The sequence below is a fragment of the Yonghaparkia sp. Root332 genome, from assembly GCF_001425665.1.
GTDB lineage: Bacteria > Actinomycetota > Actinomycetes > Actinomycetales > Microbacteriaceae > Microcella.
This window is the reverse complement of the sequence record NZ_LMCX01000001.1, coordinates 345,458-371,891: the sequence shown is the minus strand read 5'-3', so window position 1 is coordinate 371,891 and position 26,434 is coordinate 345,458. Positions and strand designations below refer to the sequence as shown.

The following is a 26,434-nucleotide window of genomic DNA, read 5'->3' as shown; positions in this document are numbered from 1 at the left end:
GGCGGCTCCTCAGTCCTCCGATGACTCGGCGGGCACCTTCACGGTGAGGCCCCCGGCCTCCACCCAGGTGCGGAACGCCACCGCCTCGCCGAACTCATCGCCGTCGAGCTCGATCAGCTCGGGCTTCTCGACCGTGAGCGTGAAACGGGAGCCCTTGAGGTAGTTGAGGGCCTTGACCTCGTCGGTGCGCAGCTTCCGACCGAGTCTCGTGCGGCTGAGCACTCCGTTCTCCCACACGATCTTGGTGAACACCTGCACCCAGTTGACGAAGCCCTCGGGGCGCAGGAGCACGATGTCCAGTTTTCCGTCATCGACGGCGGCGTCGGGCATGAGCAGCACGTTGGCCTGCAGAGTGCCGCAGTTGCCGACGATGACGGTGTGCGCGCGCATCGACTTCGATCGGCCGCCGTCGAGCTTGTAGCGGATGCGCAGCTGGTTGTCGTCCTTCAACGCGATGGCGATCGCTTTGACGTAAGCCAGCCAACCGACCTTCGCCTTGAGCTCCTCGTCGGTGTTGGCGAGCATCTGAGCGTCGAGCCCGAGCCCCGCCATCACCAGGTACGCATGCCGGTCGACAGAGGAGTCCGCACGGCGGATCTCGATCATCCCGAGGTCGATCGCGCGATCGTCGCCGGTGAAGGCGGAGTGGATGGAGTGCTCGAGGTCGTCGAGCGTGAGCTTGAGGTTGCGCGCGAGCAGGTTGCCCGTGCCCGAGGGGAGCAGGGCGAGCGTCACTCCGTGCTCGTGCACCGCCTCGGCGACGGCGCGCACGGTGCCGTCGCCGCCTGCGACGATGATCATCTCCGCGCCCTCGGCGAGGGCCGCTTCGGTGGCGCCCTGGCCCGGATCCTCCTCCGAGGTCTCGAACCACAGCGTGGTCCCCCACCCTGCGGCGGACTCCTCCTCTGCCACCACGGCCTTGATGGCCGGCAGGTCGACCTTGATGGGGTTGTACACGACAGCGGCGACGCGGCGGCGGTCGGCGGGCCCGTTCGTCGAATCGGCTGTCATGACGCCTCCCCCTTCTTGCTCTTCTTCGCCTTCTTCACGAGCTTCGCCGCGATGTCCGGCACGAACTGATGGTCATCGCGGGGCGGGCGCTCGTAGTCGGTGGCCTCCGGCCGGTCGGGGATCTCCACCGGCTCCGGCTCGGTGCGGTGGTAGTCGATCTGGCTGAGCAGATGGGCGATCGAATTGAGGCGCGAGGCCCGCTTGTCGTCACTCTCGATCGTCCACCAGGGCGCTTCGGGGATGTCCGTGGCGTCGAACATGGCATCCTTCGCCCGCGAGTAGTCCTCCCAGCGATGGATCGACTCGAGGTCGGTCGGCGACAGCTTCCACCGCCGCATCGGGTCCTCGAGTCGAGACGTGAAGCGCTCCTGCTGCACCTCGTCCGACACCGAGAACCAGTACTTGATGAGGGTGATGCCGTCCTCCACGAGCATCCGCTCGACGACGGGCACCTGGTGGAGGAACCGGTGGTACTCCTCATCGGTGCAGTACCCCATGACGCGCTCGACGCCGGCGCGGTTGTACCAGGAGCGATCCATGAGCACGATCTCGCCCTTGGTCGGCAACCGCTCGACGTAGCGCTGGAAGTACCACTGCCCCTTCTCACGCTCGGAGGGCTGCGGCAGCGCGACGACGCGGGCGTGCCGCGGGTTGAGGTACTGCATGACGCGCTTGATCGCGCCGCCCTTGCCGGCGGCGTCGCGGCCCTCGAAGATGACGAGGATGCGGGCGCCGGTCGCGATGACCCACTGCTGCATCTCGACGAGCTCGATCTGCAGGCGCTCGAGCTCCGCCTCGTAGAGCTTCTTCGGCACGCGCTTCACATTCGTGCCGTGCTTCTTCGTCTTCTTCGACATGCGTCGCCTCTCGGTCGCCTCACCCTAGCCCCCGCGCGGAATCGAGGAATCGTTATGGTCGGCCCATCAGCAGCATGTAAGCCCCGAGGGCATCACGAGCCAGCCGCCGCTACGGCGTGAGCAGCACTTTCCCCGTCGTGCTGCGGCTCGCGAGCGCGGCCTGCGCCGCCCCGGCCTCGGCGAGCGGGAAGCGGGCGCCGACGCGCACGTCGAGCTCGCCCGCCGCGAGCGAGGCGAACAGGTCGCGGTAGCGCCAGGCGCGCTCGTCGGCGGTGCGGAGGAAGTGCCCGATCGTCGGGCGGGTCACGCTCAGCGAGCCGCCCGAGTTCAGGCGCTGGAGCTCGAACGGCGGCACCGGCCCGCTCGCGGCGCCGAACAGCACGAGCAGGCCGCGCACGGCGAGCGCCGCGAGCGAGCCGTCGAAGCTCGCGCGGCCGACGCCGTCGTAGACGACCGGCACGCCGTCGCCGTCGGTGAGCTCGCGCACGGTCTCGGTGAAGCCCTCGTACGGGATCGTCCGCCACGCGCCGGCCGCGCGGCTGAGCGCGGCCTTCTCGTCGTCGGATGTCGTCGTGATGACGCGCACGTCGCGCGCGGCGAGCAGCTGCGTGAGCAGCAGCCCGACGCCGCCGGCGCCCGCGTGCAGCAGCACCGTCTCGCCCGGGCCGGGATGCGCGACCGACGTCGACAGGTAGTGGGCAGTGATGCCCTGCAGCGGCAGCGCGGCCGCGGTGTCGAGGTCGACCCCGTCGGGCACGACGACCGCGCGGTCGGCCGCGACCGTGAAGCGCTCGGCGTAGGTGCCGCGCGCCTCGCACGTCGTCACGCGGTCGCCGACGCGCAGGGTCGTGACGCCCTCGCCGAGCTGCTCGACGACGCCGGAGGCCTCCGAGCCCGGAGTGAAGGGCCGACCCACCGGGTAGCCGCCGGAGCGCTGGTAGATCTCGATGAAGTTGACCCCGGAGGCGTGCGTTCGGACGAGCACCTCGCCAGGCGCCGGGGCGGGAGGCGGAGCATCCGTCGCCTGCAGGACCTCGGGGCCGCCGGTCTCGGTCATCACGATCGCGCGCATGCTCGTCCTCTCCGCGGGGTGCGGAACGAGCCTAGCCAGGATGCCCGACGAGAGCGGGCCGAAGAGGCGGGCCCTGCTCCCCGGCTCCCCCGAGCCGGGGAAGCAGTGTGCACCGACCGAAGTCGTGCCCCCCAGTGAAGCGTCACGTACGATCCCCCCGGATCTGTGCCGCTACCACGACGGTAGTGGCCGGCCCGGGAGCGGTCATCCCCCACTAGGGGGAGCCTACGTTCGGGGGGCACCCGACAGGGGGGTCAGCGACCTCTCGACCCGCTCACTGGAGCCAGTCGGGGTACTGCGTCTCGACGACGTTGCGGTGCGCGCGCACGCGGCTCTTGAGCCAGTTGCGGCCGAAGACGGGGTGCAGCGGGTTCGCCGGGTCGCGGTCGACTCCGGGGGCCTCGGCGGCGAGCCCCGGGGGCAGAGTGATCGTGGGCACCTCGGCGTCGAGGGCCGGGCCGTGGAAGTACGGGATCGAGATGCGCTCGGTGCCCGGCGCGGGGGAGAGCACGCGGTGCTTGGTGGCCTTGAGGTAGCCGTCGGTGGCGATCTCGAGAAGCTCGCCGATGTTGACGACGAAGGCGCCGTCGATCGGGGGCGCGTCGATCCAGGCGCCGTCCTTCTCGACCTGCAGGCCGCCGCGGCCCTCCTCGACGTAGAGGAGGGTGAGCACGCCGAGGTCCTTGTGGGCGCCGACGCCCTGGGCCGGCTCGGGCGCGTCGACGCCGGGGTAGCGGGCGATCTTCAGGTGCGGGGAGGAGTTCGCGAAGGCCGCGTCGAAGGTGTCGGCCGGAGCGCCGAGGGCCTCCGCCCAGGCGCGCAGCAGGCGCGTGCCGATCGCGTCGAGGCGGGCGATCCACTCCTCCGACACCTCGCGCAGCTCGGGCAGCGCCTCGGGCCACAGGTTCGGTCCCTCCAGGGCCCAGTAGCGCTCGACGCCCTCGGTGAGCGGCACCGCGGGGCGCTCGGCGCCGATGTCGATCTGCTCGCGCCAGTCGGTCTGCCCGAGCGTCTGCTCGCCGCCCATGCGCGTGTAGCCGCGGAAGTGCGGGCTCGTGACGTTCTCGATCGCGAGCTTGTCCTCCTCCGGGAGGGCGAAGAAGGCGCGAGCCGTGTCGAACGCGCGGGCGATGAGCTCGGCCGGGACCCCGTGGCCGACGAGGTAGAAGAAGCCGACCTCGTGCGTCGCGCGGCGCAGCTCGTCGCGGAAGCGCGCGGCGTCGGCGTCCGTCCCGTCGAGGAGGGACAGGTCGAGCACGGGGAGGGTGAGGGCGGAAGCGGGGGTCGTGGACATGATGAGCGGTGCCTTTCGCAGCGGGCGGCGACGGGCATCCGTTCTGTCAGGATGCGGTCGGCCGCGAGTGTCGTCGAGGGAGCGCGGGGATGCGCGGAGGGTGCTGGTCGGTCAGAGAGACGAGCGACAACAGCAGCGACGACACAGGAGGCGACTCATGATGCGTCGAGAGTAGCAAACGCTCGCCCGGGTCGGGAGCCCGGATGTCGCGGGGCTCTCGCGGCGCTGGCGAGGGCGGCTCATTCGTTCCTCGAGCGTTCCTGACGGCGGATCGATGCTGGCGGTGGCGAAAGGTGCATGCCTACACTTCTGCATACCCTGCAAATATGCCTTGCCTGCACCATCCGGCTCGGGATATCGCCCAGTCGGAACGGAGCGCACACGTGCCTTTCACCTACTCACTCGACACCGCGCGACTGATTCGCGTCGCTGCGTCGCTCGGCCTGGAGAGCGACCCCGACTTCGACCTGGCGGCGCACCCGCAGCCGGTGCAGCCGCGCGTGCACTCGCCGTACTTCGCCGAGTGGGACTTCGACCTCCCCTCCCACGGCGCCGGCTACTTCGACGACGAGGCCGCGGTGCCGATTCGGACTGCGATCGGCTCGTGACCTCGTCATCGCCGCCGCTGCGGGAACGCAAGCGCGCGGCGATGCTCGAGCAGCTCGAGCGCACGGCCGTCGAGCTCGCCGCCGAGCACGGCTACGACGCCGTCACCGTCGAGATGATCTGCGAGGCGTGCATGACCTCGCCGCGCACCTTCTACAACTACCTCGGCTCGAAGGAGGCGGCCATCCTCGGGCCGCGCACCCCCTTCGCGTCGGAGGAGCAGGTGCGGCGGTTCGTGCACGAGCCGACGGATGACGTGCTGGTCGACTTCCTGACGATGGTGATCGACTCGCTCACCGAGGTCGCCGTCGACCCGGCGCTCTACCGGCTGCGGCAGCGCGTGATCTACACGACGCCGGAGCTCTCGGCGAAGCGGCTCGCGATCGACGGGGAGATGGAGGCGCGCTATCGTGCCGTCGTCGTCGAGCGGTTCCGCGCCGCGGGGCGAACCGAGGCGACGGATGCCGAGCTCGACGACGAGGCCCACATGGTCATCGCGCTCTCACGCGGCGTCCTCACCTACACGGCGGCGAAGTGGTACGAGCCGGGCTTCGACCGGACGGTGCGCGAGCTCATCGAGAACTCCATCGTGCTCGTCCGCCGGGTCCTGACAACTTCCTCCTAGACCCTCGACACATACCCCAGGGGGGTATACAGTGCCGGCATGAGCACGCACGCTGAGCACACGCAGGAGCAGATGCACGAGCCCGCGCCGACGCCCGAGCACGGGGGCCACGAGGCCCATGACGCCCCACAGGGCGCTGGAGCGCACGCGGGCCACGGCGGCCACGGCGGCCACGGCGGCCACGCCGACCACGTCGGCCAGTTCCGCCGCCTCTTCTGGTGGAACCTCCTCCTCGCCCTCCCGGTCATCGGCTTCAGCACGATGTTCGCGATGATCCTGGGCTACGAGCTCCCGGGCATCCCCGGCATCGAATGGATCTCGCCCGCACTCGGAACCGTCATCTACGTCTGGGGCGGCCGGCCGTTCCTCACCGGCGCCGTCGACGAGCTGAAGGCCCGCAAGCCGGGCATGATGCTGCTGATCGCGCTCGCGATCACGACCGCCTTCCTCTCCAGCATGGGCGCGAGCCTCGGCCTGCTGCCGCACGAGCTCGACTTCTGGTGGGAGCTCGCCCTGCTCGTCGTCATCATGCTGCTCGGGCACTGGATCGAGATGCGCTCGCTCGCGCAGACCACGAGCGCCCTCGACTCGCTCGCCGCCCTGCTGCCCGATGAAGCCGAGCGCATCACCGACTCCGGCACCGAGACGGTCGCCCCGAGCGAGCTGCGCCTCGGCGACCGCGTCATCGTGCGGCCGGGCGCGCGGGTTCCCGCCGACGGCCGCATCGTCGAGGGCTCGGCCGCCTTCGACGAGTCGATGATCACGGGCGAGTCGCGGGCCGTGCAGCGCGAGGTCGGCGACCCGGTCGTCGCCGGGACCGTGGCCACCGACTCGGGCGTGCGCATCGAGATCACGGCGGTCGGCGACGACACGGCGCTCGCGGGCATCCGTCGCCTGGTCGAGACGGCGCAGAGCTCGTCGTCGCGCGCGCAGCGCCTCGCCGACACAGCCGCGGCCTGGCTGTTCTGGTTCGCGCTCGGCGCCGCCGCGATCACCGCGATCGTCTGGTTCGCCCTCGGGATGCCCGGCGACGCGATCGTCCGCACCATCACCGTGCTCGTCATCGCGTGCCCCCACGCTCTCGGCCTCGCGATCCCGCTCGTCGTGTCGATCGCGACCGAGCGCGCGGCCCGCGGCGGCGTGCTCGTGAAGGACCGCCTCGCGCTCGAGAGCATGCGCACCGTCAGCGCCGTGCTCTTCGACAAGACCGGCACCCTGACGAAGGGCGCCCCGACCGTGACGGCCGTCGAGACCGCGGGCGCGCGCAGCGCCGGCCCGATCGGCGAGGACGAGCTGCTGGGTCTGGCCGCCGCCGCGGAGGGCGACAGCGAGCATCCCCTCGCCGCGGCGATCGTGCGCGCGGCCGCCGAGCGCGGCATCGCCGTGCCGGCGGCCTCGGGCTTCACCTCGAGTCCGGCGACGGGCGTGACGGCGAGGGTCGAGGGCCGCACCGTGAGCGTCGGCGGCCCGAGCATGCTGCAGCGCCACGGCGCGACCGAGCTGCCGGCGGCCGACGCGTGGCGCGAGCAGGGCTCGATCATCCTGCACGTGCTCGTCGACGACGAGGTCGTCGGGGCGCTCGCGCTCGCCGACGAGATCCGCGCCGAGTCGCGCCAGGCGGTCGACGCGCTGCACGAGCGCGGGCTGACGGTCGTCATGATCACGGGCGACGCCGAGGCCGTTGCGCAGTCCGTCGCCGCCGAGCTCGGCATCGACCGCGTCTTCGCCGGGGTGCGGCCGGAGGACAAGGCGGCGAAGGTCGCCGAGCTGCAGGGCGAGGGCTTCCGCGTCGCGATGGTCGGTGACGGCGTCAACGACGCCCCGGCGCTCGCGCAGGCCGACGTCGGCATCGCGATCGGCGCCGGCACCGACGTCGCGATCGGCTCGGCCGGAGTGATCCTCGCGAGCGACGACCCGCGATCGGTGCTCTCGGTGATCGAGCTGTCGCGCGCGAGCTACCGCAAGATGACGCAGAACCTCTGGTGGGCGGCCGGCTACAACCTCATCTCGGTGCCCCTCGCGGCGGGCGTGCTCGCCCCGATCGGGTTCATCCTGCCGATGTCGGTCGGCGCCCTGCTGATGTCGGCGTCGACGGTCGTCGTCGCTCTCAACGCGCAGCTGCTGCGCCGCCTCGACCTGCGCCCCGACCGCCTCGGGCGGTAGGCCGCGCCGTCGCGCGAACGGGTGTCGAGAGCCTCTGGCGCGCGCCCGCGGAGAGGGCCATACTGTGGCCGTTCGGTTACCTCGGATCGGGAGGTGCACCATGGGCGTTCTCGCGTACAGCGCGGAGCGCATGAGCTTCCACTTCGACGACGCCGTGCTCGCGCACGTGCAGGCGGTCGTCACGGCGAAGCTCCGCAGGGGCGAGTGCTTCTTCCTGTCCTGGCGCGATCCGCAGGTCGTCGGGGGAGGGCGCAGTGCGATCTGGCTCCACCCGGCGATCCCGCTGGGCTTCCACTACGACAGCGTCGAGCGGCCGTCTCTCGACCGGCAGCTGCTCGAGGAGATGGCCATCGCCGCGCACGGCGCCGGGGGTCTCGATCTCTCCGACGAGGTGCACCTCAGCCGCACCGCGATGCCGGCCCACAACACCGTGAAGAGGCACGACCTCCCGATGACGGTCTGAGCGCCGGGTCGGGGCCGGTGGCCGCATGAGGAATCATCCATCCGCATGGAGTCCAGGTCACCCGGGTAGCATGCCCCCATCATGCGCTTTCGCCGCGATGGCGGCGACACCGGAAGGATTCTGCACGATGGGGACCCTGATCTACGGCTCGGTCGGCCAGCAGTTCGAGTTCGACGACCGCGTGCTCGCGCACCTGCAGGCGCTGTTCTCGGCCAAGCTGCGCCGCGGCGAGAACTTCTTCCTCAACTGGCGCGACCCGCAGAGCGTCGGCGACGGGCGCAGCGCCATCTGGATCGACACCTCCGTGCCGATCTACTTCAAGTACTCGAGCGCCGCGCACGGCCCGCTCGACCGCGAGTGGCTCGAGGAGATGGCGGTCGCCGCTCTCGGCCCGCAGGGCCTCGACCTCTCGGACGACCCGCGCATGAAGCGCCAGGTCACCGCCAAGGGCAACAGCGTCAAGCGCAAGGATGCCCACTAGGGCCCTGCGATGACCGCAGCCCTCCGCATCATCACGGGCCTCGCCCTCGGCGCGGGCCTCACCGCGGCGGGCTGGTTCGCGGCCCGCGCCGCGTCGCCCGCGGTCCGCTCGTGGCGTCCGGGGGCGGGCGACGTACGGGTCGCCGGACCGCTCGGGGTGCGGGTCTTCGGCGAGGGCGACACGGTCGTGCTTCTGCTGCCGGGCATCGCGGCCACGCAGGTCTTCTACGGCGATGTCTACGACCGGCTCGGCGCCCACGCCACGGTCGTCGTCGCCGACCCGCTCGGCTTCGGCGACTCGATGGTGCACGGCACCGCGGGCGAGTCCGTCTCGCTCGCGGCCCACCTCGCCGCGCTCGATGCGGCCCTCGACGAGCTCGGGCTCGGCGACCGCCCGACGATCGCGGTCGGGCACTCGATGGGCGCGAGCCTCGCCATCCAGTGGGCGGCGACGGCGTCGACCGTGCGCGCGGTCGTCGCGTTCGACGCTCCGCTGTACCGCACGCGGGCCGAGGCCGACGAGCGCGTCGCGGGCATGGGCTGGTTCGAGGCGCTCATGGCGAGCGGACCGGTCGCCGAGCGCACGTGCGCGTGGGTGTGCGAGAACCGCGACAGCGCCGCGCGCCTCGCCGTCGCCCTCAACCCCGACCTCCCGGCGCCGATCGCCCGCGCGGGCGTGCGCCACACCTGGGAGGCCTACACCCGCAGCTTCGACGCCCTCGTCGCCGGCCAGACCTGGGAGGGCGCGCTCACCCACCTCGACGAGCGCGGCATCCCCGTCCTGCTCGTCGACGGCGACCGCGACCCGGTCCCCGTCACCGGACGCGCGGTCGAGCTCGCCGAGCGCTTCCCGAGCGTCTCGGCCCGCAGCCTGCCCGGTCGCCACGACCTGCCGCTCGCCGACCCCGCGGCGTGCGCGGGCGTCATTGAGGGGATGCTCCTCTCGACCGACCGCGCCGCCCGACTCTGACGGCTCGCGCGACGGCCGCGCCTCAGAGACCGTAGCTGCGCGTCGGGTCGGCGAGGAAGTGCCAGCCGATCCACCACCACGTGGCGACCACCGCGATCCGGATGGTCCGGTCGCCCATCGCGGCGGCGATCGTGTCGCCGAGCGGCTCGAGCCGGCCGACCCCGCGACGGGCGGCGACGTCGATCGCGACGGCCGCGACGATCACGGCGAGGTAGCCGGCGATCGTGATCGTCCGCGTGAGCTCGACGTCGATGACCACGTCGATCACGAGCGCGCTCCCGCTCGGGGGGTCGCTCGCCGCGCGGCCGCGCCGGCGACGAGCCAGACGCCGACGGCGAGCCAGGCCGCGGCGAGCAGCGCGCGGGTCGGGTCGAAGTCGACGGCGGGTTCGAGCAGCAGCGAGACCGTCGGGAAGCCGATCCAGCCGCGCGGCACGGCGACCGAGAGGATGTACGCCGCCGCCTCCCACAGGCACAGCGCGATGCCGATCGAGCCCCACGCGATGCGCGAGCGGCGGCGCGAGGCGGGCGAGCTCGGGCGGGAGCCCGGCGCGTGATCCCACACCAGCGCGACGGCCGCGAGCCCGAGGGCCGCGACGAGCGCGATGCTCATCGCGCCCGTCCGCGGGGCGAGCACGAGCGCGAGCCCGGCGGCGAGCGCGACGCCGACGACGACGGAGAGGCGGGGCGTGAAGGGCGACCTCCTCGGGGCGGGAGCGGGGTCGGCGGCGGGGCGGCGCATCCGCACCGACCGCTCGATGAGGAGGCCGGACGTGATGACAGCGAAGATCACGCCGTCGATCGGGGCGCCGCGCCAGAACTGGAACCCCGCCATGATCGCCAGCGCGACCACCCAGAGCACGGCGCTCGTCGGCCAGCGCTGGGCGGACGCGCGGGTCAGGGCGGCGGCTCGCGTCACGACGTCAGCCTACGGGCGAGAGCGGCGCGCGACGCGGCAGACGACGGCCAGCCGGTGCGGGCGAACGGGCGCTACGCTCGCGCCATGGACGGACGGATCGCGGGAATGTCGATCGGCGGCGTCGCCGACGAGGGCGACGGACGATGACGACCCCGAGCATCCGCCTCACGGAGACGGTCGGCCCGGCGGACGCGCTTCTCGTCGTGCTCGGTCCCTCGCTCGGAACGTCGACGATCCTGTGGGAGGCGGTGGCCCCGCTCCTCCAGGAGCGCTACCGGGTGTGCGCGTGGGATCTGCCCGGGCACGGCGCCGGCCCCGCCGCCGACGGGCCCGTCACGGTCGGCGCGATCGCCGACGGACTGGCCGCCGCTCTCCGCGCTCGGGGCGAGCACCGCATCCTGTCCGCCGGCGTCTCCCTCGGCGGGGCGACGGGCCTCGAGCTCGCGCTGCGACACCCCGACCTCGTGGTCGCAGCCGCGATCGTCGCCTCGGGCGCCCGGCTCGGCACGCCGGAGTCCTGGCACGAGCGCGCCGCGATCGTGCGCGAGCGGTCGACCACGGCGGTCATGGTGGCATCGGCGGAGCGCTGGTTCGCCCCCGGATCCAGGGAGCGCGAGCCCGACCTCACCGACCGCCTGCTACGGGTGCTGCAGGACGCCGACGACGAGAGCTACGCCCGCTGCTGCGAGGCGCTCGCCGACTACGACGTGCGGGCACGACTCGGCGAGATCGGGATGCCCGTGCTCGCGCTCTGGGGCGAGCACGACCTCGTCGCGCCCCAGGCGAGGGCCGCCGAGATCGCCCACGGCGTCGTCGACGGCCGGGCGGTCATGGTGCCCGGGGTCGCTCACCTGCCGCCCGCGGAGGATGCGCGCGCCACCGCCGCGGCCCTGCTCGACTTCGTCGACGCGGTCGCCCACCAGGCCTGAGCCCGGGGCTGGGGCGGGCTCAGCCCGCGCCCGTGCGAGCAGGTCGGGCCGAGCCCGAGCTGCGCGCCCGCACGTGCTGGCACGAGCGCACGATCAGACGGTCGCGACCACGTCAGCGACCCACGTCCGCGCGGCCGCGATGTCGCTGCCGTCGATGCCGTGGCCGCCTGCGCGGATGTGCCGCTCGACCTCCGCGCCGTGCTCGGCCGCGACCCGCGCGAGGTGCGCGGCGCTCTCGGCGGGGGCCATCGGGTCGGCCGCGCCGTTCGCGAGCAGCAGCCTCACCCCCGAGACGTCGCCGATCGGGTCGCGATCGCCGAACGGATACATGCCGCTGAACGCGATGACCCGGTCGATCGCCTCGGGGTGCAGCAGCGCGGTCGCGAGCGCGATGTTGGCGCCGTTCGAGAATCCGACGGCGATGAGCCGGGCATCCTGGATGCCGTAGTGCTCGCGGGCGAGCGCGATGAACGCGGCGAGCTCGCCGGCGCGCACGATCACGTCGTCGACGTCGAACACGCCCTCGGCGATGCGCCGGAACCAGCGGTTCATGCCGTGCTCACTCACGCGACCGCGCGGCGAGAGGATGCCCGCCCCATCGAGCAGGTGCGGCGCGATCTGCGCGATGTCGCGCTCGTCGCCGCCCGTCCCGTGCAGCGTGAGGAGAACGGGGGCGCCCTCCCGTCCGGGCTGGAACAGGTGCGGCCAGGCGTCGAGGGCGACACCCGCGGCCGCGCCGCCCGGCTCGGCCGCGCCGGTCACGCGGCGACCTCGGGGTTGTTCTCCTCCGGCAGGGTGACGGGGATCACGCGCGCCTCGATCGCCTCGCGCGAGGGCTCTAGCCACGGCGGCAGCTTGAGCGCGCGGCCGAGCTCGAGCAGCGGCTCGTCGATGTCGAATCCGGGGGTGTCGGTCGCGATCTCGAACAGCACGCCGCCCGGCTCGCGGAAGTAGATGCTCGTGAAGTACTGGCGGTCGAGGATCTCGGTGACGCGGTGGCCCTTGCTCGCGAGCTCGTCGCGCCACTGCTGCTGCGTCGCCTGGTCGGGCACGCGGAACGCGATGTGGTGCACGGTGCCGCCCGCGGTGAGGCCGGCGGGGGCGAGGGACGAGGCGTGGACGTCGACGAGGGCGCCGGGCATGCCGTCGCCCGCGGCGAGGCGGGTGCGGTTGCCCTCCTGCTCGACCACGCGCATCCCGAGGTCGTTCACCATGAGCGCGACGGTGCTCTCGGCGTCACGCACGGTGAGGACGCTCGAGTGCTGGCCGCGGATGGCGTGCTCGGCGGGGACGCTCGCGGAGTCCCACGGGTCACGCGGGTCGTGCTCGTGCGTCGCGACGAGCTCGATCTGCAGGCCGTCGGGGTCGTGGACGAGCAGGCGCTCCTCGCTCGAGGAGGTCGAGGTGATGCGCGCCTCGGCGCCGACGGAGGCGAAGTGGTCGACCCACCAGCCGAGCGAGCCGGCCGGCACCGAGAAGGCGGTCGAGGTCGACTGGCCCGCGCCGATGCGGCCGGGCTGGATGCCGCGCCACGGGAAGAACGTCATGAGCGTGCCGGGGCGCCCCGACTCGTCGCCGTAGTAGAGGTGGTACGTGCCGGGGTCGTCGAAGTTGACGGTCTTCTTCACGAGCCGCAGCCCGAGGCCGGTGATGTAGAAGTCGATGTTCTTCTGGGGGTCGCCCGCGATCGCGGTGACGTGGTGCAGGCCCTGGGTGGTCGCGGTCATGTCAGCTCCTGAGGTTGTCGCGCCGATGATATCGATGCAAACGCATAGACGCCAGGGATATTCCCGACCGCCGCCGAGCGGCCGCCCAGCCGGCGTGCCTATCGTGACGGTGTGATCGAGCCCGTCCGCGACCTCGTCGGCCGCCTCCTGCCCCGAATCGGTCGCTCGGGAGCCGAGCAGCCCGAGTGGTGCGCGACCATCGTCGTCCGCAGCCCGGTGACCAAGATCGACGCGCTCGCGATCGTCGCCCTCGCCGTCGACAGCCCCGTGCGCGAAGCGCGGACCATGCGGCCCTACGTCGAGCTCGCCGGCGGGGCCCGCGCCGAGATCGAGATCCCGAAGTTCGGCGAGCCGCCGCCCCTCGCGATCGACGTCTACTCGACGGTCAGCCACGAGCACGCCGCGCTCGAGGCCCTGCGCCTCATGGCCGCCCTCGAGACGTACACCGGCTGGAGCATCCGCCCCGACTTCGAGGTCTAGCCGACCCGCCCCCTGCTCCGCGAGCGAGTGAGCCCGAAAGTCGCCGTTGGGTTGAAAAGTTCAGGCTCAACTGCGACATCGCGGCTCACTCGGGCCGGAGGCGCTGGCCGCGCAGGCAGCACTACGGCAGCAGGCGCGTAGGCCCGCGGAACAGGTACGTCGTCTCGCGGATCGACCCGAGCCCGAGCATGAGCATGAGTACGCGCGCGAGGCCCATGCCGAACCCGCCGTGCGGGGGCACGCCGTAGCGGAAGAAGTCGAGGTAGAACTCGAGCTCCTCGGGCTCGAGCCCCTTCTCCTGCGCCTGCGCGATGAGGACCTCGACCCGGTGCTCGCGCTGGGCTCCGGTGGAGATCTCGGTGCCGTTGTACAGGAGGTCGTAGCTCTTCGTGAGCCCCGCATCCCCCTCATGGCGCATGTGGTAGAACGGCCGGATCCCGCTCGCGTAGTCGGTGACGAACACGAAGTCGTGGCCGAACGCCTCGCGCACGTGGGCCGACAGCTGGCGCTCGCCCTCCGGGTCGAGGTCGCCGTCGGTGCGGGGCACCTCGTAGCCGCGGGCCTTCACGAGCTCGAGGGCCTCCGCGAGAGGGATGCGCGGGAACGGCACGGCGGGCACCGTCACGGTGACACCGAACGCGGCCTCGATCTCGGCGCCGTGCTTCTCGACGACCGCGGTGAACCCGGCCACGAGCAGCTGCTCGTGCATCTGCATGACGTCCTCGTGCGAGTCGACCCAGCTGAACTCGGCGTCGATCGAGGTGAACTCGGTCGCGTGGCGCGACGTGAACGAGGGGTCGGCGCGGAAGGCCGGCGCGATCTCGAACACGCGGCCGAAGCCCGCCGGCTGCGCCATCTGCTTGAAGAACTGCGGGCTCTGCGACAGGTAGGCCTTGCCCTCGAAGTACTCGAGCTCGAACAGCTCGGCGCGCGACTCCGACGCGCTCGCCATGAGCTTCGGGGTGTGGATCTCGACGAAGTCGTTCTCGACCCACCACGTGCGCAGCGCGTGCTCGAACGTCGTCTGCACGCGGAAGATGAGGTTCGCCTCGGGGCGGCGCAGGTCGAGGAAGCGCCAGTCGAGCCGCTTGTCGAGGCTCGAGTCGTCGGCGATGGGGGTCTCGGGCAGCGCCTCGCTCACGACCTCGAGGCTCGCGATCTTCACCTCGATCCCGCCGAGCTTGACGCGCTCGTCGTGCTTGAGCTCGCCCGTGACGCGCACCATCGAGCCGTGCGCGAGGCCCGAGATCGACTCGGTGAGCGCGAGCGCCGACCGCGTGGCGTCGTCAGCGTCGTCACCCGGCTCGCGCGTCGCAGGGTTGACCAGCTGAACGGCCCCCGACTCGTCGCGCAGGATGACGAACTGCACCTTCTTCTGATCGCGCACCGTATCGACCCACCCGGCCACGGTCACGGTTCCGTCGGGCAGGGGGGCGAGGTTCTTGATGAGGGTGCGAGTCACGAGAGAACAGCCTACCGGCGGGCGGGATACCCGGGCTCGGGCCGCGACCGGGCGCGAATCCGGGCATCCGCCCGCTCGTAGACTGGGCTCATGCCCGCCGACATCGTCCATCTCGTGCGCCACGGCGAGGTGCACAACCCCAAGCGGGTGCTCTACGGGCGGCTCGAGGGGTTCGGGCTCAGCGAGCTCGGGCACCGCATGGCGTCCTCGGCGGTCCAGGCCCTCGCCGGGCATCCGGTCACCGCGCTCTACGCGAGCCCCCTGCAGCGCGCCCAGGAGAGCGCGCAGCCGTGGGCCGACGCGTTCGGGCTCCCGATCCGCACCGACGAGCGCATCATCGAGCCGACGAACCGGTTCGAGGGCAAGCGGATGAACCGGCGGACGCTGCTGCACCCGAAGCACTGGCACCTCATGCGCGACCCGTCGACGCCGAGCTGGGGCGAGCCGTTCGCCGACATCGCGGCGCGGATGCTCATCGCCATGCGCGACGCCCACGAGCGCACCGACTCCGGTGAGGTCGTCATGGTCAGCCACCAGCTGCCGATCTGGATGGCCCACCGCGCCGTCGCCGGCAAGAGGCTCGCGCACGACCCGCGCAAGCGCCGCTGCTCGCTCTCGAGCGTCACGAGCTTCGCCTGGCGCGACGGCGCCTTCACTGAGATCGGCTATCAGGATCCCGCGGCAGACTTGCTCGCGCAGTCCATCGATCTGGGAGCCGTGTGACCCGCCTCTCCGCAGCCCGCACGCCCGCACGCCGCGCGACCGCCCGCGCGCGTCTCGCCGCGACCCTCGCCGTCGCCGCGATCGCCCTCACGGGCTGCTCGAGCGACCCGCTCGCCGAGCAGTACCGCTCGGGTTCCGGGCAGGGCTACATCTCGGGCGACGGCGCCTACACGGTCATCGCCGCGGACGAGCGCTCGGCGCCCGTCGCCTGGGAGGGGGCTCCGCTCGATGAGGGCGGCGAACTCTCGAGCGATGACCTCGCCGGCCAGGTGTACGTCGTCAACTTCTGGTATGCCGGCTGCCCGCCGTGCCGCGTCGAGGCGCCCGACCTCGAGGCGCTGCACCAGGAGTTCGCCGACGAGCAGGGTGGAGCGGGCGTGCCCTTCATCGGCGTCAACACGCGCGATGCCGCGGCGCAGTCGCTCGCCTTCGCCGACGAGTTCGGCGTCACCTACCCCTCCGTGCTCGACGCGAAGACCGGCATCGTCCGGCTCGCCTTCGCGGGGCAGGTCGCGCCGACGGCCACGCCGACGACCCTCGTGGTGGATGCTCAGGGCCGGGTCGCCGCCCGCATCTCAGGGTTGGTCTCCGAGCCGTCGACGCTGCGGGCCATGATCGCCGACGCCCTCGCCGAGTCGAGCTGATCGGCGTGGTGAACCCGATCGGCGAGATCGTGCTGAGCGGCAACCTGCTGCTCGCACTGCCGATCGCGCTCGCGGCGGGCTTCCTCGCCTTCGCCTCGCCGTGCGTGCTGCCGCTCGTGCCCGGCTACCTCGCCTACGTCGGCGGCATCACGCGCCCCGCCGAGAACCGCCGCGAGCGCGGGCGCCTCCTGCTCGGCGTCCTGCTGTTCGTCCTCGGCTTCAGCGTCGTCTTCGTCGCCTTCTCGATCGTCTTCGCGACCGCCGGGTTCCTCCTGCAGCAGTACCTCGACGTCATCACGCGCGTCGCGGGCGTCGTCGTCGTGGTCATGGGGCTCGTCTTCATCGGGCAGGTGTCGTTCCTTCAGCGCACGATGAAGCCGCGCATCGCGGCCCGCACGGGCCTCGCGGGGGCGCCCGTGCTCGGCATCGTGTTCGGCCTCGGCTGGGCGCCGTGCATCGGCCCCACCCTCGTCGCCGTCAACGCGCTCATCCTCAACGAGGGCGACGTGGGGCGCGCGGCCCTCATCGGCCTCGTCTACTGCCTGGGCCTCGGAGTGCCCTTCCTGCTCATCGCGCTGGGCTTCCGCTGGGTCGCGGGTGCGACCGCGTGGCTGCGGAGGAACATCCGCGTCCTCAACATCATCGGGGGGCTCCTGCTCATCGTCATCGGCCTCGCCATGGTCACCGGCCTCTGGCAGCTCTTCGTCTCGAGCCTCGGGGCGGTGATCGGTGGAACCGTTACGCCCCTCTGACCACATCGATGCCGACGCGCTCGCCGCCGAGCAGCGCGAAGCCGCGATCGATGCCCGCGCGGCGGCCGACGGCGCCGACGGCGGCGACGCGCGCGGGGCATCCGCGCCCATCGCCCAGCCGTCGCTCGGCCCGGTCGGCTGGCTGCGCTTCGCGTGGCGGCAGCTGACGAGCATGCGCACGGCGCTCGTCCTCCTGCTGCTGCTCGCCGTCGCGGCGATCCCCGGGTCGCTCGTGCCGCAGCGCTCGGCCGACCCGAACGGCGTCTCCCAGTACCGCGTCGACAACCCCGAGCTCTTCGACGTGCTCGATGCCCTGCAGGTGTTCGACACCTACACCTCGGTGTGGTTCTCGGCCATCTACCTGCTGCTGTTCGTCTCGCTCATCGGCTGCATCATCCCGCGCACGCTGCACCACGCGCGCGCGCTGCGCTCGGCTCCGCCGAAGACGCCGGCCCGCCTGAACCGCCTGGTCGGGTACCGGGCGACGGATGCTCCCGGCGACGTCGAGACCGCGCTCGAGGCCGCGCGCGCCGAGCTGCGCCGCCGCCGGTACCGCGTCGAGCGCTACGGCGACTCGCTCTCGGCCGAGCGGGGATACCTGCGCGAGACCGGCAACCTCATCTTCCACATGGCTCTCGTCGGAGTGCTCGCGACCATCGGCTTCGCCGGCGGCTTCGGCTACAACGGCCAGAAGGTCATCGTGCAGGGCGAGACCTTCGTCAACCAGCTCGGCAGCTACGACTCGTTCAACCCCGGCCGCTTCTTCGACGACGCCCTGCTCGACCCCTACGGCGTGCGGCTCGACGACTTCGAGGCCGAGTACGGGCTCGACACGACGACCGGGCAGGTGCAGCCGCTCGACTTCACCGCGAGCATGACGGTCGTCGAGAACGGCCGCGAGGCGCAGCGCACGCTGAAGGTCAACGACCCGCTCACCGTCGGCGGCACGAACCTCTACCTCCTCGGCAACGGATTCGCCCCCGAGATCACCGTGCGCGACGGCGACGGCGACATCGTCTTCAGCGAGGCCGTCCCCTTCCTCCCGCAGGACGCGAACCTGACGAGCATCGGCGTCATCAAGGTGCCCGACGGCCTGGAGGAGCAGCTCGGCATGATCGGCTTCTTCTACCCCTCGGCGATCCAGCTCGAGTCGCGGGCGCTCTCGTCGGTGTACCCGGAGCCCGACCAGCCCGTCCTCACCTTCAACGCCTTCACCGGCGACCTCGGCTTGAACGACGGCGTGCCGCGGAACGCCTACGCGCTCGACACCGACGGACTCACCCAGATCGCGGGCCGCGAAGCGCCGGCCGATCCGCTCGTGATCGGGCTCGGGCAGACGGCCGAGCTGCCCGATGGGCTCGGGTCCGTCGAGTTCAGCGGCCTGCAGCGCTTCGTGAGCGTCGATGTGCACCACGACCCGACGCAGACCGGCGTGCTCATCTCGGCGCTGCTCGTGCTCGGCGGGCTCGTCGTCAGCCTCTTCGTGCCGCGTCGACGGCTGTGGGTCGTGGCCACCGCGACCGACGACGGCGTGCGCCTGGAGTACGCCGGCCTCGCCCGCGGCGACGACCCCGGGCTCGAGGCGGCGGTCGCCGACCTCGCCGATGCGCATTCCCAGCGACTCGCGCCTACTCTGGAGACCTGATGGAGAACCTCGTCGCCTACTCGCTCGTCGCCGTCTACTCGGCCATGGGCGTCTACACCATCGCGTTCGTGCTGTTCACGATCGACCTCGCCACGCGTTCGGCGGCGTCGACGGATGCCGCACGGGTCGCGCCCGCTCAGGTCGCCCCCGCCTCCTCCCTCACCGCCGAGGCGGCCGCAGGGTCGGCCCGCGGCGGAACATCGACGATCGAGCGGACGACGACGGCCCGGGCATCCGGCACCCCCGTCGACGCGCCGATCGGCGCGACCCGCTTCCAGAAGGTCGCGGTCGCCCTCGCCGCGCTCGGCTGGCTGCTGCACCTCGCCGCCGTCCTCACCCGCGGCATCGCGGCCGAACGGGTGCCGTGGGCCAACATGTTCGAGTTCGGGCTCACGGCGACGGCGCTCGGGATGGGCACGTTCCTCGGCGCCCTGCTCTGGAAGGACATCCGCTACCTCGGCGCCTACATCACGGGCTTCTCTCTGCTCGCCCTCGGCATCGTGACGACGAACTTCTACGTCGACGTCGTGCCGACCCCGCCGCCGCTGCAGTCCGGCTGGCTCGTGATCCACGTGCTCGTCGCCACGCTCGCGACCGGCTTCTTCGCGATCGGCGCCGGGCTCTCGATCATGCAGCTGCTGCGATCGCGCGCCGCCGCGTCGAAGGCCGAGGGGCTGCGCTTCGTGCAGACCCTGCCCGGAGCATCCGCCCTCGAGTCGCTCGCCTACCGCGTGAACGTCGTCGGCTTCGTGTTCTGGACCTTCACGCTCATCGCCGGCGCCATCTGGGCCGAGCGCGCGTGGGGCCGCTACTGGGGCTGGGACACCAAGGAGGTCTGGACCTTCATCATCTGGACCCTCTTCGCCGGCTACATCCACGCCCGCGCGACGCGCGGCTGGCGCGGCGACCGCTCGGCGTGGCTCGCGATCATCGGCTTCAGCGCGGTCATCTTCAACTACACGGTCGTCAACCTCTTCTTCAAGGGCCTGCACTCGTACAGCGGGCTCTAGTCCGCGCGGCCGGCGGTGCCGGCCCGCTCGGCTCCGCCGCCACGGCGCCGGTCTCGCCGGGAACCGGCGCGCTCTGATCCGTGGTCGGCGCGCCCCGATCCGTGGTCGGCGCTCTCTGAGCTCTGGTTGGCACGGCCCGTGGTTGCAAGCGGTTCCAGTCGATGGTCGTCGAGTTCCAGCCCGGTTCCACAGGGCGTGAACCGGATTCAGGGCAGACTCCTGCCCCGTCATTCCGGGCATCCGGCCCCGCACTCGGGGGGTAGAGGTGCAAACGCTTGCACAATTCTCAGCCAGTTGCTAGCGTCGGCCCGACCACCCCTGGCACCTCGCTGTGCCGCAGAAACCGGAGTCGACGATGACCTCTCGCGCGCGCATCCGCACCGTGTCCGCCCAGCTGACGATCGGAGCGCTCGCCGTCACGGCGCTCGTCGCCGGTCCGCTCCCCGCGATGACAGCGGCCTCGGCCGAGGGCGACACGTACGCCCTCGTCGGCAGCCTGCAGTCAGAGCTCGGCTGCGCCGAGGACTGGGCCCCCGCGTGCGCGGAGACCGAGCTCGCCGCGACCGGGACGTCGGGCGTGTTCTCCGCCGAATTCACGATCCCGGCCGGATCGTGGGAGTACAAGGTCGCCGCGAACGACTCGTGGGACGCCGCGTGGGGGCGCGACGGAGGCGGCGACAACATCCCGCTCACGGTTGCCGGCGACGCGACCGTCCGGGTGACCTTCGACGAGGCGGCGCAGCGCGTCGGCCTGGAGCTGCTGAGCATGGCGGGCGCCTACTCCGCCGCCGACGACGCGATCATCGCCCCGCCCGTGCGCCAGGCCGGAAGCGATGAGAACTTCTACTTCGTCATGACCGACCGCTTCGCCAACGGCGACGTCGCCAACGACCTCGGCGGGCTCGAGGGCGACCGCATGGTCACGGGCTTCGACCCGACCGACAAGGGTTTCTACCACGGCGGCGACATCGCGGGCATCCGCGAGAACCTCGACTACATCGCCGGGCTCGGAACGAGCGCGATCTGGCTCACCCCGAGCTTCACGAACCAGCCGGTGCAGGGCGAGGGCGCGAACGCCTCCGCCGGGTACCACGGCTACTGGATCACCGACTTCACCCAGATCGACCCCCACCTCGGCACGAACGCCGAGCTCGAGGCCCTCATCGCCGAGGCGCACGCGCGCGGCATCAAGATCTACTTCGACATCATCACGAACCACACCGCCGATGTGATCGCGTACGAGGAGGGGCAGTACTCGTACATCGACCAGGCGACGAGCCCGTACCTCGCGGCCGACGGCACCGCCTTCGACCCGGGAGACTACGCGGGCACGGGCGACTTCCCCGCGCTCGACGCGGCGACGAGCTTCCCCTACACGCCCGTCATCGCACCGGGCACGGAGACCGTCAAGGTCCCGGCCTGGCTCAACGACCCCACGCTGTACCACAACCGCGGCGACTCGACGTGGACGGGCGAGTCGGTGACGTTCGGAGACTTCGTCGGGCTCGACGACCTCATGACCGAGCATCCGACCGTCGTGAACGGCTTCGTCGACGTCTACCAGCAGTGGATCGATCTCGGCATCGACGGCTTCCGCATCGACACCGCCAAGCACGTCAACTTCGAGTTCTGGGAGCAGTGGAGCACCGAGGTCCTCGACTACGCCAAGAACGTCGCGGGCAAGCCCGACTTCTTCATGTTCGGCGAGGTCTACGACGCCGACCCGGTGAAGCTCGCGCCGTACATCCGCGACACCGACATGAACTCGGTGCTCGACTTCACCTTCCAGCAGAAGGCCGTCTCGTTCGCGAGCGGCAACTCGGCGAAGGGCCTGCAGGAGCTCTTCGCGGGCGACGACCGCTACACGACCCCCGACTCGTCCTCGACGGCGCTGCCGACCTTCCTCGGCAACCACGACATGGGCCGCGTCGGCTACTTCCTCGCCTCGACCGGCCAGCCGCTCGAGCGCACCGTCCTCGCCCACGAGCTCATGTACCTCACGCGCGGCCAGCCCGTCGTCTACTACGGCGACGAGCAGGGCTTCGCGGGCACGGGCGGCGACAAGGACGCCCGCCAGACCCTCTTCGCGACGCAGGTGGCCGAGTACGCGAACCAGCCGCTCGTCACGGGCGAGACGGCCGGCAGCGTCGATCGATTCAGCACGGATGCTCCGCTCTACGGCGCGATCTCCGAGCTCGCCGCCCTCCGTGAGGCGCACCCCGCGCTCGACACGGGCGCCCAGATCGAGCGCTACGTCGCCGACGGCGCGGGCGTCTACGCCTTCAGCCGCGTCGATCGCGACGAGAGGATCGAGCACCTCGTGGCGGTCAACAACGCCGCCGAGCCGCGGACGGTCGAGATCCCGACCCTCACGGCCGGGGCTTCCTTCTCGGTGCTGCACGGCGACGGCGCGGCCGCGACGGCCGACGCGACCGGCCTCGTGTCGGTCACGGTGCCGGCGCTCTCCGCCGTCGTCTGGGTCGCCGACCGCCTGGTCACCGCTCCTGAGGCAGCGCAGGCCATCACCGTGTCGGCGCCCTCCGCCGGTGCCGCGGTCACCGACCTCGCGCCGGTCGCCGCCGACATCGACGACGCGACGTGGGCCGAGACGAGCTTCGCCTGGCGCATCGCGGGCGACGACGCCTGGACGCCTCTCGGCACGGCGGAGGACACCTCGCCGCGTCTCTTCCACGACACCCGCGGCCTCGCCACGGGCACGCTCGTCGAGTACCGGGCCGTCACGGTCGACGCCGCGGGCAACCGCTCGGCCGCCTCGACCTACGCCTCCGTCGGCGTCGCGATCGACGGCGCCGTCGACGACGGCGGCCCGGTCGAGCCCGGCTACGACTCGGTCGTCGTCCCCGGCAGCCACAACAGCGAGATGGGCTGCGCCGGCGACTGGCAGCCCGACTGCGGCGCCGCCGAGCTCACGCTGACCGCCTCGGGGATCTGGACGGGCACCTTCGACGTCCCGGCCGGCGACTACGAGTACAAGGTCGCGGTCAACGGCTCGTGGGCCGAGAACTACGGGGCGAACGGCGTGCGCGACGGCGGGAACATCACCTACTCGCACGCGGGCGGCCCGATCACGTTCTACTTCGACCCCGTGACGAAGATCATCTCCTCGAGCGCCGAGGGCCCCGTCGTCACGCTGCCCGGCAGCCTGCAGTCGGAGCTCGGCTGCCCGGGCGACTGGCAGCCCGACTGCCTCGCGACCCTGGCGCAGGACGGCGACAAGGACGGCGTCTACGAGTTCGCGACCTCGGCCCTGCCGAGCGGCAGCTACGAGGTGAAGGTCGCGCACGGCCTCTCGTGGGACGAGAACTACGGCGTCGACGGCGTCCGCAACGGCGCCAACTACTCCTTCAGCGCGAGCGAGGGCAAGGAGGTCCGCTTCCTCTACACGCTCGCCACGAACGTCCTCGAGATCGTCGTGACCGACCCGCCCCTCGCGGGCGTCGGCACGCAGCAGGCCATCTGGGCCGCGGGCGACGCGATCGCCTGGCCCGTCGCCCTGCTCGGCGGCACGCCCGCATCGAGCGCGACGTTCACCCTCGAGCACGCCGCCGACGGCGGCCTCGCGACTTCCGATGGCGCCGTCACCGGACGCGGCGAGCCGATCGACCTCGCGGTCGACCCCGACGGGCTGCCCGCCGGCGTCCTGCAGGCCTTCCCGCACCTCGCCGACTACGTCGCGCTCACGCCGGTCGGTCTCGACCGCGCTGCGATCGCGGAGCTCGTGCGCGGCGAGCTGCTCGTCGCCCAGCGCGTCGACGGCGCGCTGACGGCGCTCACCGGGGTGCAGATCCCGGGGGTGCTCGACGACCTCTACGCCGACGGCCTCGCGGGCACCGACCTCGGCCCCGTCGTCGACGGCTCCTCGGCCGCCGTGTCGCTCTGGGCCCCCACCGCGCGCTCGGTCGTGCTCGAGCGCTGGGACGCCGGGATGACCGGCGACCCCGAGCTCATCGACGCCGGCTACGACGACGCGAGCGGGGCGTGGAGCGTCGACTCCGGGCTCGCCGCGGGCGACGAGTACCGCTGGCGGGTCGAGGTGTTCGCCCCGTCGACCGGCGAGGTCGAGTCGAACTCGGTGACCGACCCCTACTCGGTCGCGCTCACAGTCAACTCGGCCCGCTCGGTCGTGGTCGACCTCGACGCTCCGGAGCTGCGGCCGCAGCTGTGGGCCGACACCCCGCAGCCCACTGTCGACCGCAGCGTCGACCGCGCGATCTACGAGCTGCACGTGCGCGACTTCTCGATCGGCGACGAGAGCGTTCCGGCGGAGGAGCGCGGCACCTACCGCGCCTTCACGCGCGACTCGGCCGGCACGGCGCAGCTGCGCGAGCTCGCCGAGGCGGGCATCACGACCGTGCACCTGCTGCCGACCTTCGACATCGCCACGATCGAGGAGCGCCGCGCGCAGCAGGCCGAGCCCGAGTGCGACCTGGCCTCGTTCGGGCCGGCGTCGGCGGAGCAGCAGGCCTGCATCGCCGGGATCCGCGACCTCGACGGCTTCAACTGGGGCTACGACCCGTACCACTTCTCCACCCCGGAGGGCTCGTACGCCGTCGACGCCGACGGCGGCGCGCGCGTGGAGGAGTTCCGCGAGATGGTCGGCGCGCTCCACGCGACGGGGCTCGAGGTCGTGCTCGACCAGGTGTTCAACCACACCGCGCAGTCCGGTCAGGGCGAGAAGTCGGTGCTCGACCGCATCGTGCCCGGCTACTACCACCGCCTGAACGCCACGGGCGCGGTCGAGACCTCGACCTGCTGCCAGAACGTCGCGACCGAGCACGCCGCGGCCGAGAGGCTCATGGTCGACTCCGTCGTGCTGTGGGCGAAGGAGTACAAGGTCGACGGCTTCCGCTTCGACCTCATGGGCCACCACTCCAAGCAGAACATGCTGAACGTGCGGGCCGCGCTCGACGCCCTCACGCTCGAGGAGGACGGCGTCGACGGCTCCGAGGTGTTCCTCTACGGCGAGGGCTGGAACTTCGGCGAGGTCGCGAACAACGCGCGCTTCGAGCAGGCCACGCAGGGCCAGCTCGGCGGCACGGGCATCGCGACGTTCAACGATCGCCTGCGCGACGCCGTCCACGGCGGCAGCCCGGTCGACGGCTCCTCGACCTTCGTCCAGGGCTTCGGCACCGGCCTCGGCACCGACCCGAACGGCGACCCGATCAACGGCTCGGCCGAGCAGTCGATCGCCGAGCTGCTGAAGCAGACCGATCTCGTCAAGCTCGGCCTCGTCGGCAACCTGCGCGACTACGCGCTCGAGTCGGCGAGCGGCGCGGTCGTGCCCGGCGACGAGCTCGACTACCGCGGCTCGCCCGCGGGCTACGCCGACCAGCCCGACGAGGTCATCAATTACGTCGACGCGCACGACAACGAGACGCTCTACGACCTGAGCGTCATCAAGCTGCCGCGCGACACGACGATGGCCGATCGCATCCGCATGAACACGCTGTCGCTCGCGACGGTGACGCTCTCGCAGGCGCCCTCGTTCTGGCACGCCGGCACCGAGCTGCTGCGCTCGAAGTCGCTCGACCGCAACAGCTACAACTCGGGCGACTGGTTCAACCGCATCGACTGGACGGGGCAGGAGTCGACGTTCGGCTCCGGGCTGCCGAGCGAGGCGGACAACGGCGAGAAGTGGTCGATCATGGCTCCGCTGCTCGCCGACCCCGCGCTCAAGCCCGCGCCGGCCGACATGGCGGCGGCGGAGGCGGCGGCGCTCGACCTGCTGCGCGTGCGCAGCTCGGTCGACCTGCTGCAACTGGGATCGGCCGAGCTCATCGGCCAGAAGGTCAGCTTCCCGAACAGCGGAGCCGACGCCACCCCCGGCCTCGTCGTCATGCTCATCGACGACCTGCTGGGCGAGGACGTCGACCCCGAGCTCGAGGGCGCGCTCGTCGTCTTCAACGCGACGCCCGAGGCGATCACCGAGCAGGTCGAGGGGCTCGCGGGTCGCGAGTTCGCCCTCGCCGATGCGCTCGCGAACGGCGCAGACCCGGTCGTCGCGCAGACGGCCTGGGATGCCGCGACGGGCTCGGTGAGCATCCCGGCGCGAACCGCCGCGGTGCTCGTCGATGCGCAGCAGCAGGCCCCCGGCAACAGCGGCGGCCAGGGCAACGGCAACGCGAACAACGGCAACGGCAACAACGGCAACGGCAAGGGCCTCGGCAACGGCGGCGTCGGCCAGGGGAACGGCACCGGCAACGAGGGCAAGCCGCGCTTCACGGCGGTGAGCTCGTCGACCCTCGCGCCCGCGTCGACGGTCGCGCTCGCCGCGCGCGGCTTCCAGCCGGGCGAGCGCGTCCAGCTCTGGATGCACTCGACTCCGCAGCTGCTCGTCGCGACGATCGCCGACGCGAGCGGCGGGGTGTCCCTCGAGATCGCGGTGCCCGCGGATGCCGAGCTCGGGTCCCATGAGTTCCGGCTCGTCGGCCTCGACTCCGGCCTCGAGGCCACGGCCCCCGTGACGGTCGCGCCGGAGGAGCTCACGGTCACCGAGATCGCCCTCGGATCGGCGCTCGTGCTGGCCCTGCTCGTCGCGCTCGGCCTGCTGATCGCGTCGCGCCGCCGCGGGAGGAGCTAGCC

Annotated in this window: 23 protein-coding genes; 14 read left to right on the top strand and 9 right to left on the bottom strand. The window is 71.9% G+C overall.

The annotated features are described in order from the left end of the window. Positions 1-9: 9 nt before the first annotated feature. The 4 genes from ASC54_RS01735 to ASC54_RS01720 form a co-directional block, all read right to left on the bottom strand. Entirely contained in the window at positions 10-1,011 is a 1,002-nt protein-coding gene (locus tag ASC54_RS01735; RefSeq protein ID WP_055896300.1) for a diacylglycerol kinase family protein, read from the bottom strand. Then, positions 1,008-1,868 (bottom strand): polyphosphate kinase 2, encoded by an 861-nt coding sequence (gene ppk2, locus ASC54_RS01730; protein WP_055896297.1) that lies wholly within the window; start codon positions 1,866-1,868, stop codon positions 1,008-1,010. Before ppk2 ends, ASC54_RS01735 begins: the two co-directional genes overlap by 4 nt. A 109-nt stretch (positions 1,869-1,977) precedes the next feature. Further along, positions 1,978-2,940, bottom strand: a complete 963-nt coding sequence (locus ASC54_RS01725) for a quinone oxidoreductase (protein ID WP_055896294.1) — start codon at positions 2,938-2,940, stop codon at positions 1,978-1,980. Positions 2,941-3,214: 274 nt separating this feature from the next. Then, complete coding sequence (locus ASC54_RS01720; protein WP_055858060.1) at positions 3,215-4,234, bottom strand: isopenicillin N synthase family oxygenase; 1,020 nt, start codon at positions 4,232-4,234, stop codon at positions 3,215-3,217. Between the two features lie 383 nt (positions 4,235-4,617). Here ASC54_RS01720 and ASC54_RS12945 point away from each other — a divergent pair, with 383 nt between their 5' ends. The 6 genes from ASC54_RS12945 (at position 4,618) to ASC54_RS01690 (ending at position 9,541) form a co-directional block, all read left to right on the top strand. Next, on the top strand, positions 4,618-4,842 hold the full coding sequence (locus ASC54_RS12945; protein WP_055858062.1) for a hypothetical protein: 225 nt from the start codon (positions 4,618-4,620) through the stop codon (positions 4,840-4,842). After that, positions 4,839-5,465 carry a TetR/AcrR family transcriptional regulator gene (locus ASC54_RS01710; protein ID WP_055858063.1) on the top strand — a complete coding sequence of 209 codons (627 nt, stop codon included), beginning with the start codon at positions 4,839-4,841 and terminating at the stop codon, positions 5,463-5,465. Before ASC54_RS12945 ends, ASC54_RS01710 begins: the two co-directional genes overlap by 4 nt. Before the next feature lie 39 nt (positions 5,466-5,504). Continuing rightward, positions 5,505-7,628, top strand: a complete 2,124-nt coding sequence (locus tag ASC54_RS01705; protein WP_055858065.1) for a heavy metal translocating P-type ATPase — start codon at positions 5,505-5,507, stop codon at positions 7,626-7,628. A gap of 100 nt (positions 7,629-7,728) precedes the next feature. Further along, positions 7,729-8,091 (top strand): hypothetical protein, encoded by a 363-nt coding sequence (locus ASC54_RS01700; RefSeq protein WP_200932257.1) that lies wholly within the window; start codon positions 7,729-7,731, stop codon positions 8,089-8,091. Positions 8,092-8,218: 127 nt separating this feature from the next. Then, on the top strand, positions 8,219-8,572 hold the full coding sequence (locus tag ASC54_RS01695; RefSeq protein ID WP_200932256.1) for an ATP-dependent DNA ligase: 354 nt from the start codon (positions 8,219-8,221) through the stop codon (positions 8,570-8,572). Between the two features lie 9 nt (positions 8,573-8,581). Further along, on the top strand, positions 8,582-9,541 hold the full coding sequence (locus ASC54_RS01690) for an alpha/beta fold hydrolase (RefSeq protein WP_055896291.1): 960 nt from the start codon (positions 8,582-8,584) through the stop codon (positions 9,539-9,541). Positions 9,542-9,563: 22 nt separating this feature from the next. Here the strand turns inward: ASC54_RS01690 and ASC54_RS01685 are convergent, their stop codons facing one another. Both ASC54_RS01685 and ASC54_RS01680 read right to left on the bottom strand, forming a co-directional pair. Then, positions 9,564-9,809, bottom strand: coding sequence for a DUF6186 family protein (locus ASC54_RS01685; protein WP_055858070.1), 246 nt, complete (start codon positions 9,807-9,809; stop codon positions 9,564-9,566). After that, a complete protein-coding gene (locus tag ASC54_RS01680; protein WP_055858073.1) occupies positions 9,806-10,459 on the bottom strand; it encodes a hypothetical protein in 654 nt (217 codons plus the stop codon). The genes ASC54_RS01685 and ASC54_RS01680 overlap by 4 nt, the downstream gene beginning before the upstream one ends. A gap of 143 nt (positions 10,460-10,602) precedes the next feature. Between ASC54_RS01680 and ASC54_RS01675 the strand changes: the two genes are divergently transcribed. After that, a complete protein-coding gene (locus ASC54_RS01675) occupies positions 10,603-11,388 on the top strand; it encodes an alpha/beta fold hydrolase (protein WP_055858076.1) in 786 nt (261 codons plus the stop codon). Positions 11,389-11,481: 93 nt separating this feature from the next. On the opposite strand, the gene ASC54_RS01670 is transcribed toward ASC54_RS01675, so the two are convergent. Both ASC54_RS01670 and ASC54_RS01665 read right to left on the bottom strand, forming a co-directional pair. Then, positions 11,482-12,150 carry an alpha/beta hydrolase gene (locus tag ASC54_RS01670; protein WP_200932255.1) on the bottom strand — a complete coding sequence of 223 codons (669 nt, stop codon included), beginning with the start codon at positions 12,148-12,150 and terminating at the stop codon, positions 11,482-11,484. After that, entirely contained in the window at positions 12,147-13,115 is a 969-nt protein-coding gene (locus tag ASC54_RS01665; RefSeq protein WP_055858079.1) for a ring-cleaving dioxygenase, read from the bottom strand. Before ASC54_RS01665 ends, ASC54_RS01670 begins: the two co-directional genes overlap by 4 nt. 111 nt (positions 13,116-13,226) lie before the next feature. On the opposite strand from ASC54_RS01665, the gene ASC54_RS01660 reads away from it, so the two are divergent. Next, the gene (locus ASC54_RS01660; RefSeq protein ID WP_235451357.1) at positions 13,227-13,595 is read left to right on the top strand and encodes a hypothetical protein; all 369 of its coding nucleotides are present in this window, start codon (positions 13,227-13,229) and stop codon (positions 13,593-13,595) included. 121 nt (positions 13,596-13,716) lie between these two features. Here ASC54_RS01660 and aspS read toward each other — a convergent pair whose 3' ends face one another. Then, entirely contained in the window at positions 13,717-15,057 is a 1,341-nt protein-coding gene (gene aspS, locus ASC54_RS01655) for an aspartate--tRNA(Asn) ligase (RefSeq protein ID WP_055896289.1), read from the bottom strand. A 90-nt stretch (positions 15,058-15,147) separates the two neighbouring features. On the opposite strand from aspS, the gene ASC54_RS01650 reads away from it, so the two are divergent. The 6 genes from ASC54_RS01650 to pulA all read left to right on the top strand — a co-directional run bounded on the left by ASC54_RS01650 (position 15,148) and on the right by pulA (position 26,432). After that, on the top strand, positions 15,148-15,780 hold the full coding sequence (locus ASC54_RS01650; protein ID WP_055858083.1) for a histidine phosphatase family protein: 633 nt from the start codon (positions 15,148-15,150) through the stop codon (positions 15,778-15,780). After that, on the top strand, positions 15,777-16,424 hold the full coding sequence (locus ASC54_RS01645) for a TlpA disulfide reductase family protein (protein WP_055896288.1): 648 nt from the start codon (positions 15,777-15,779) through the stop codon (positions 16,422-16,424). The genes ASC54_RS01650 and ASC54_RS01645 overlap by 4 nt, the downstream gene beginning before the upstream one ends. Positions 16,425-16,432: 8 nt before the next feature. Continuing rightward, a complete protein-coding gene (locus ASC54_RS01640) occupies positions 16,433-17,176 on the top strand; it encodes a cytochrome c biogenesis CcdA family protein (protein ID WP_156376769.1) in 744 nt (247 codons plus the stop codon). Then, entirely contained in the window at positions 17,154-18,821 is a 1,668-nt protein-coding gene (locus ASC54_RS01635; RefSeq protein WP_235451356.1) for a cytochrome c biogenesis protein ResB, read from the top strand. Before ASC54_RS01640 ends, ASC54_RS01635 begins: the two co-directional genes overlap by 23 nt. After that, on the top strand, positions 18,821-19,831 hold the full coding sequence (gene ccsB / locus ASC54_RS01630) for a c-type cytochrome biogenesis protein CcsB (protein ID WP_055858089.1): 1,011 nt from the start codon (positions 18,821-18,823) through the stop codon (positions 19,829-19,831). Before ASC54_RS01635 ends, ccsB begins: the two co-directional genes overlap by 1 nt. 355 nt (positions 19,832-20,186) lie before the next feature. Further along, a complete protein-coding gene (gene pulA, locus ASC54_RS01625) occupies positions 20,187-26,432 on the top strand; it encodes a pullulanase-type alpha-1,6-glucosidase (protein WP_082514781.1) in 6,246 nt (2,081 codons plus the stop codon). Positions 26,433-26,434: the final 2 nt, after the last annotated feature.

What these genes read in the sequence shown, in the direction of transcription:
- ASC54_RS01735 (WP_055896300.1), bottom strand. Translation starts at nt 1,011, where the DNA reads ATGACAGCCGATTCGACGAACGGGCCCGCCGACCGCCGCCGCGTCGCC.
- ppk2 (WP_055896297.1), bottom strand. Translation starts at nt 1,868, where the DNA reads ATGTCGAAGAAGACGAAGAAGCACGGCACGAATGTGAAGCGCGTGCCG.
- ASC54_RS01725 (WP_055896294.1), bottom strand. Translation starts at nt 2,940, where the DNA reads ATGCGCGCGATCGTGATGACCGAGACCGGCGGCCCCGAGGTCCTGCAG.
- ASC54_RS01720 (WP_055858060.1), bottom strand. Translation starts at nt 4,234, where the DNA reads ATGTCCACGACCCCCGCTTCCGCCCTCACCCTCCCCGTGCTCGACCTG.
- ASC54_RS01705 (WP_055858065.1), top strand. Translation starts at nt 5,505, where the DNA reads ATGAGCACGCACGCTGAGCACACGCAGGAGCAGATGCACGAGCCCGCG.
- ASC54_RS01700 (WP_200932257.1), top strand. Translation starts at nt 7,729, where the DNA reads ATGGGCGTTCTCGCGTACAGCGCGGAGCGCATGAGCTTCCACTTCGAC.
- ASC54_RS01695 (WP_200932256.1), top strand. Translation starts at nt 8,219, where the DNA reads ATGGGGACCCTGATCTACGGCTCGGTCGGCCAGCAGTTCGAGTTCGAC.
- ASC54_RS01690 (WP_055896291.1), top strand. Translation starts at nt 8,582, where the DNA reads ATGACCGCAGCCCTCCGCATCATCACGGGCCTCGCCCTCGGCGCGGGC.
- ASC54_RS01675 (WP_055858076.1), top strand. Translation starts at nt 10,603, where the DNA reads ATGACGACCCCGAGCATCCGCCTCACGGAGACGGTCGGCCCGGCGGAC.
- ASC54_RS01665 (WP_055858079.1), bottom strand. Translation starts at nt 13,115, where the DNA reads ATGACCGCGACCACCCAGGGCCTGCACCACGTCACCGCGATCGCGGGC.
- ASC54_RS01650 (WP_055858083.1), top strand. Translation starts at nt 15,148, where the DNA reads ATGCCCGCCGACATCGTCCATCTCGTGCGCCACGGCGAGGTGCACAAC.
- ccsB (WP_055858089.1), top strand. Translation starts at nt 18,821, where the DNA reads ATGGAGAACCTCGTCGCCTACTCGCTCGTCGCCGTCTACTCGGCCATG.
- pulA (WP_082514781.1), top strand. Translation starts at nt 20,187, where the DNA reads ATGACCTCTCGCGCGCGCATCCGCACCGTGTCCGCCCAGCTGACGATC.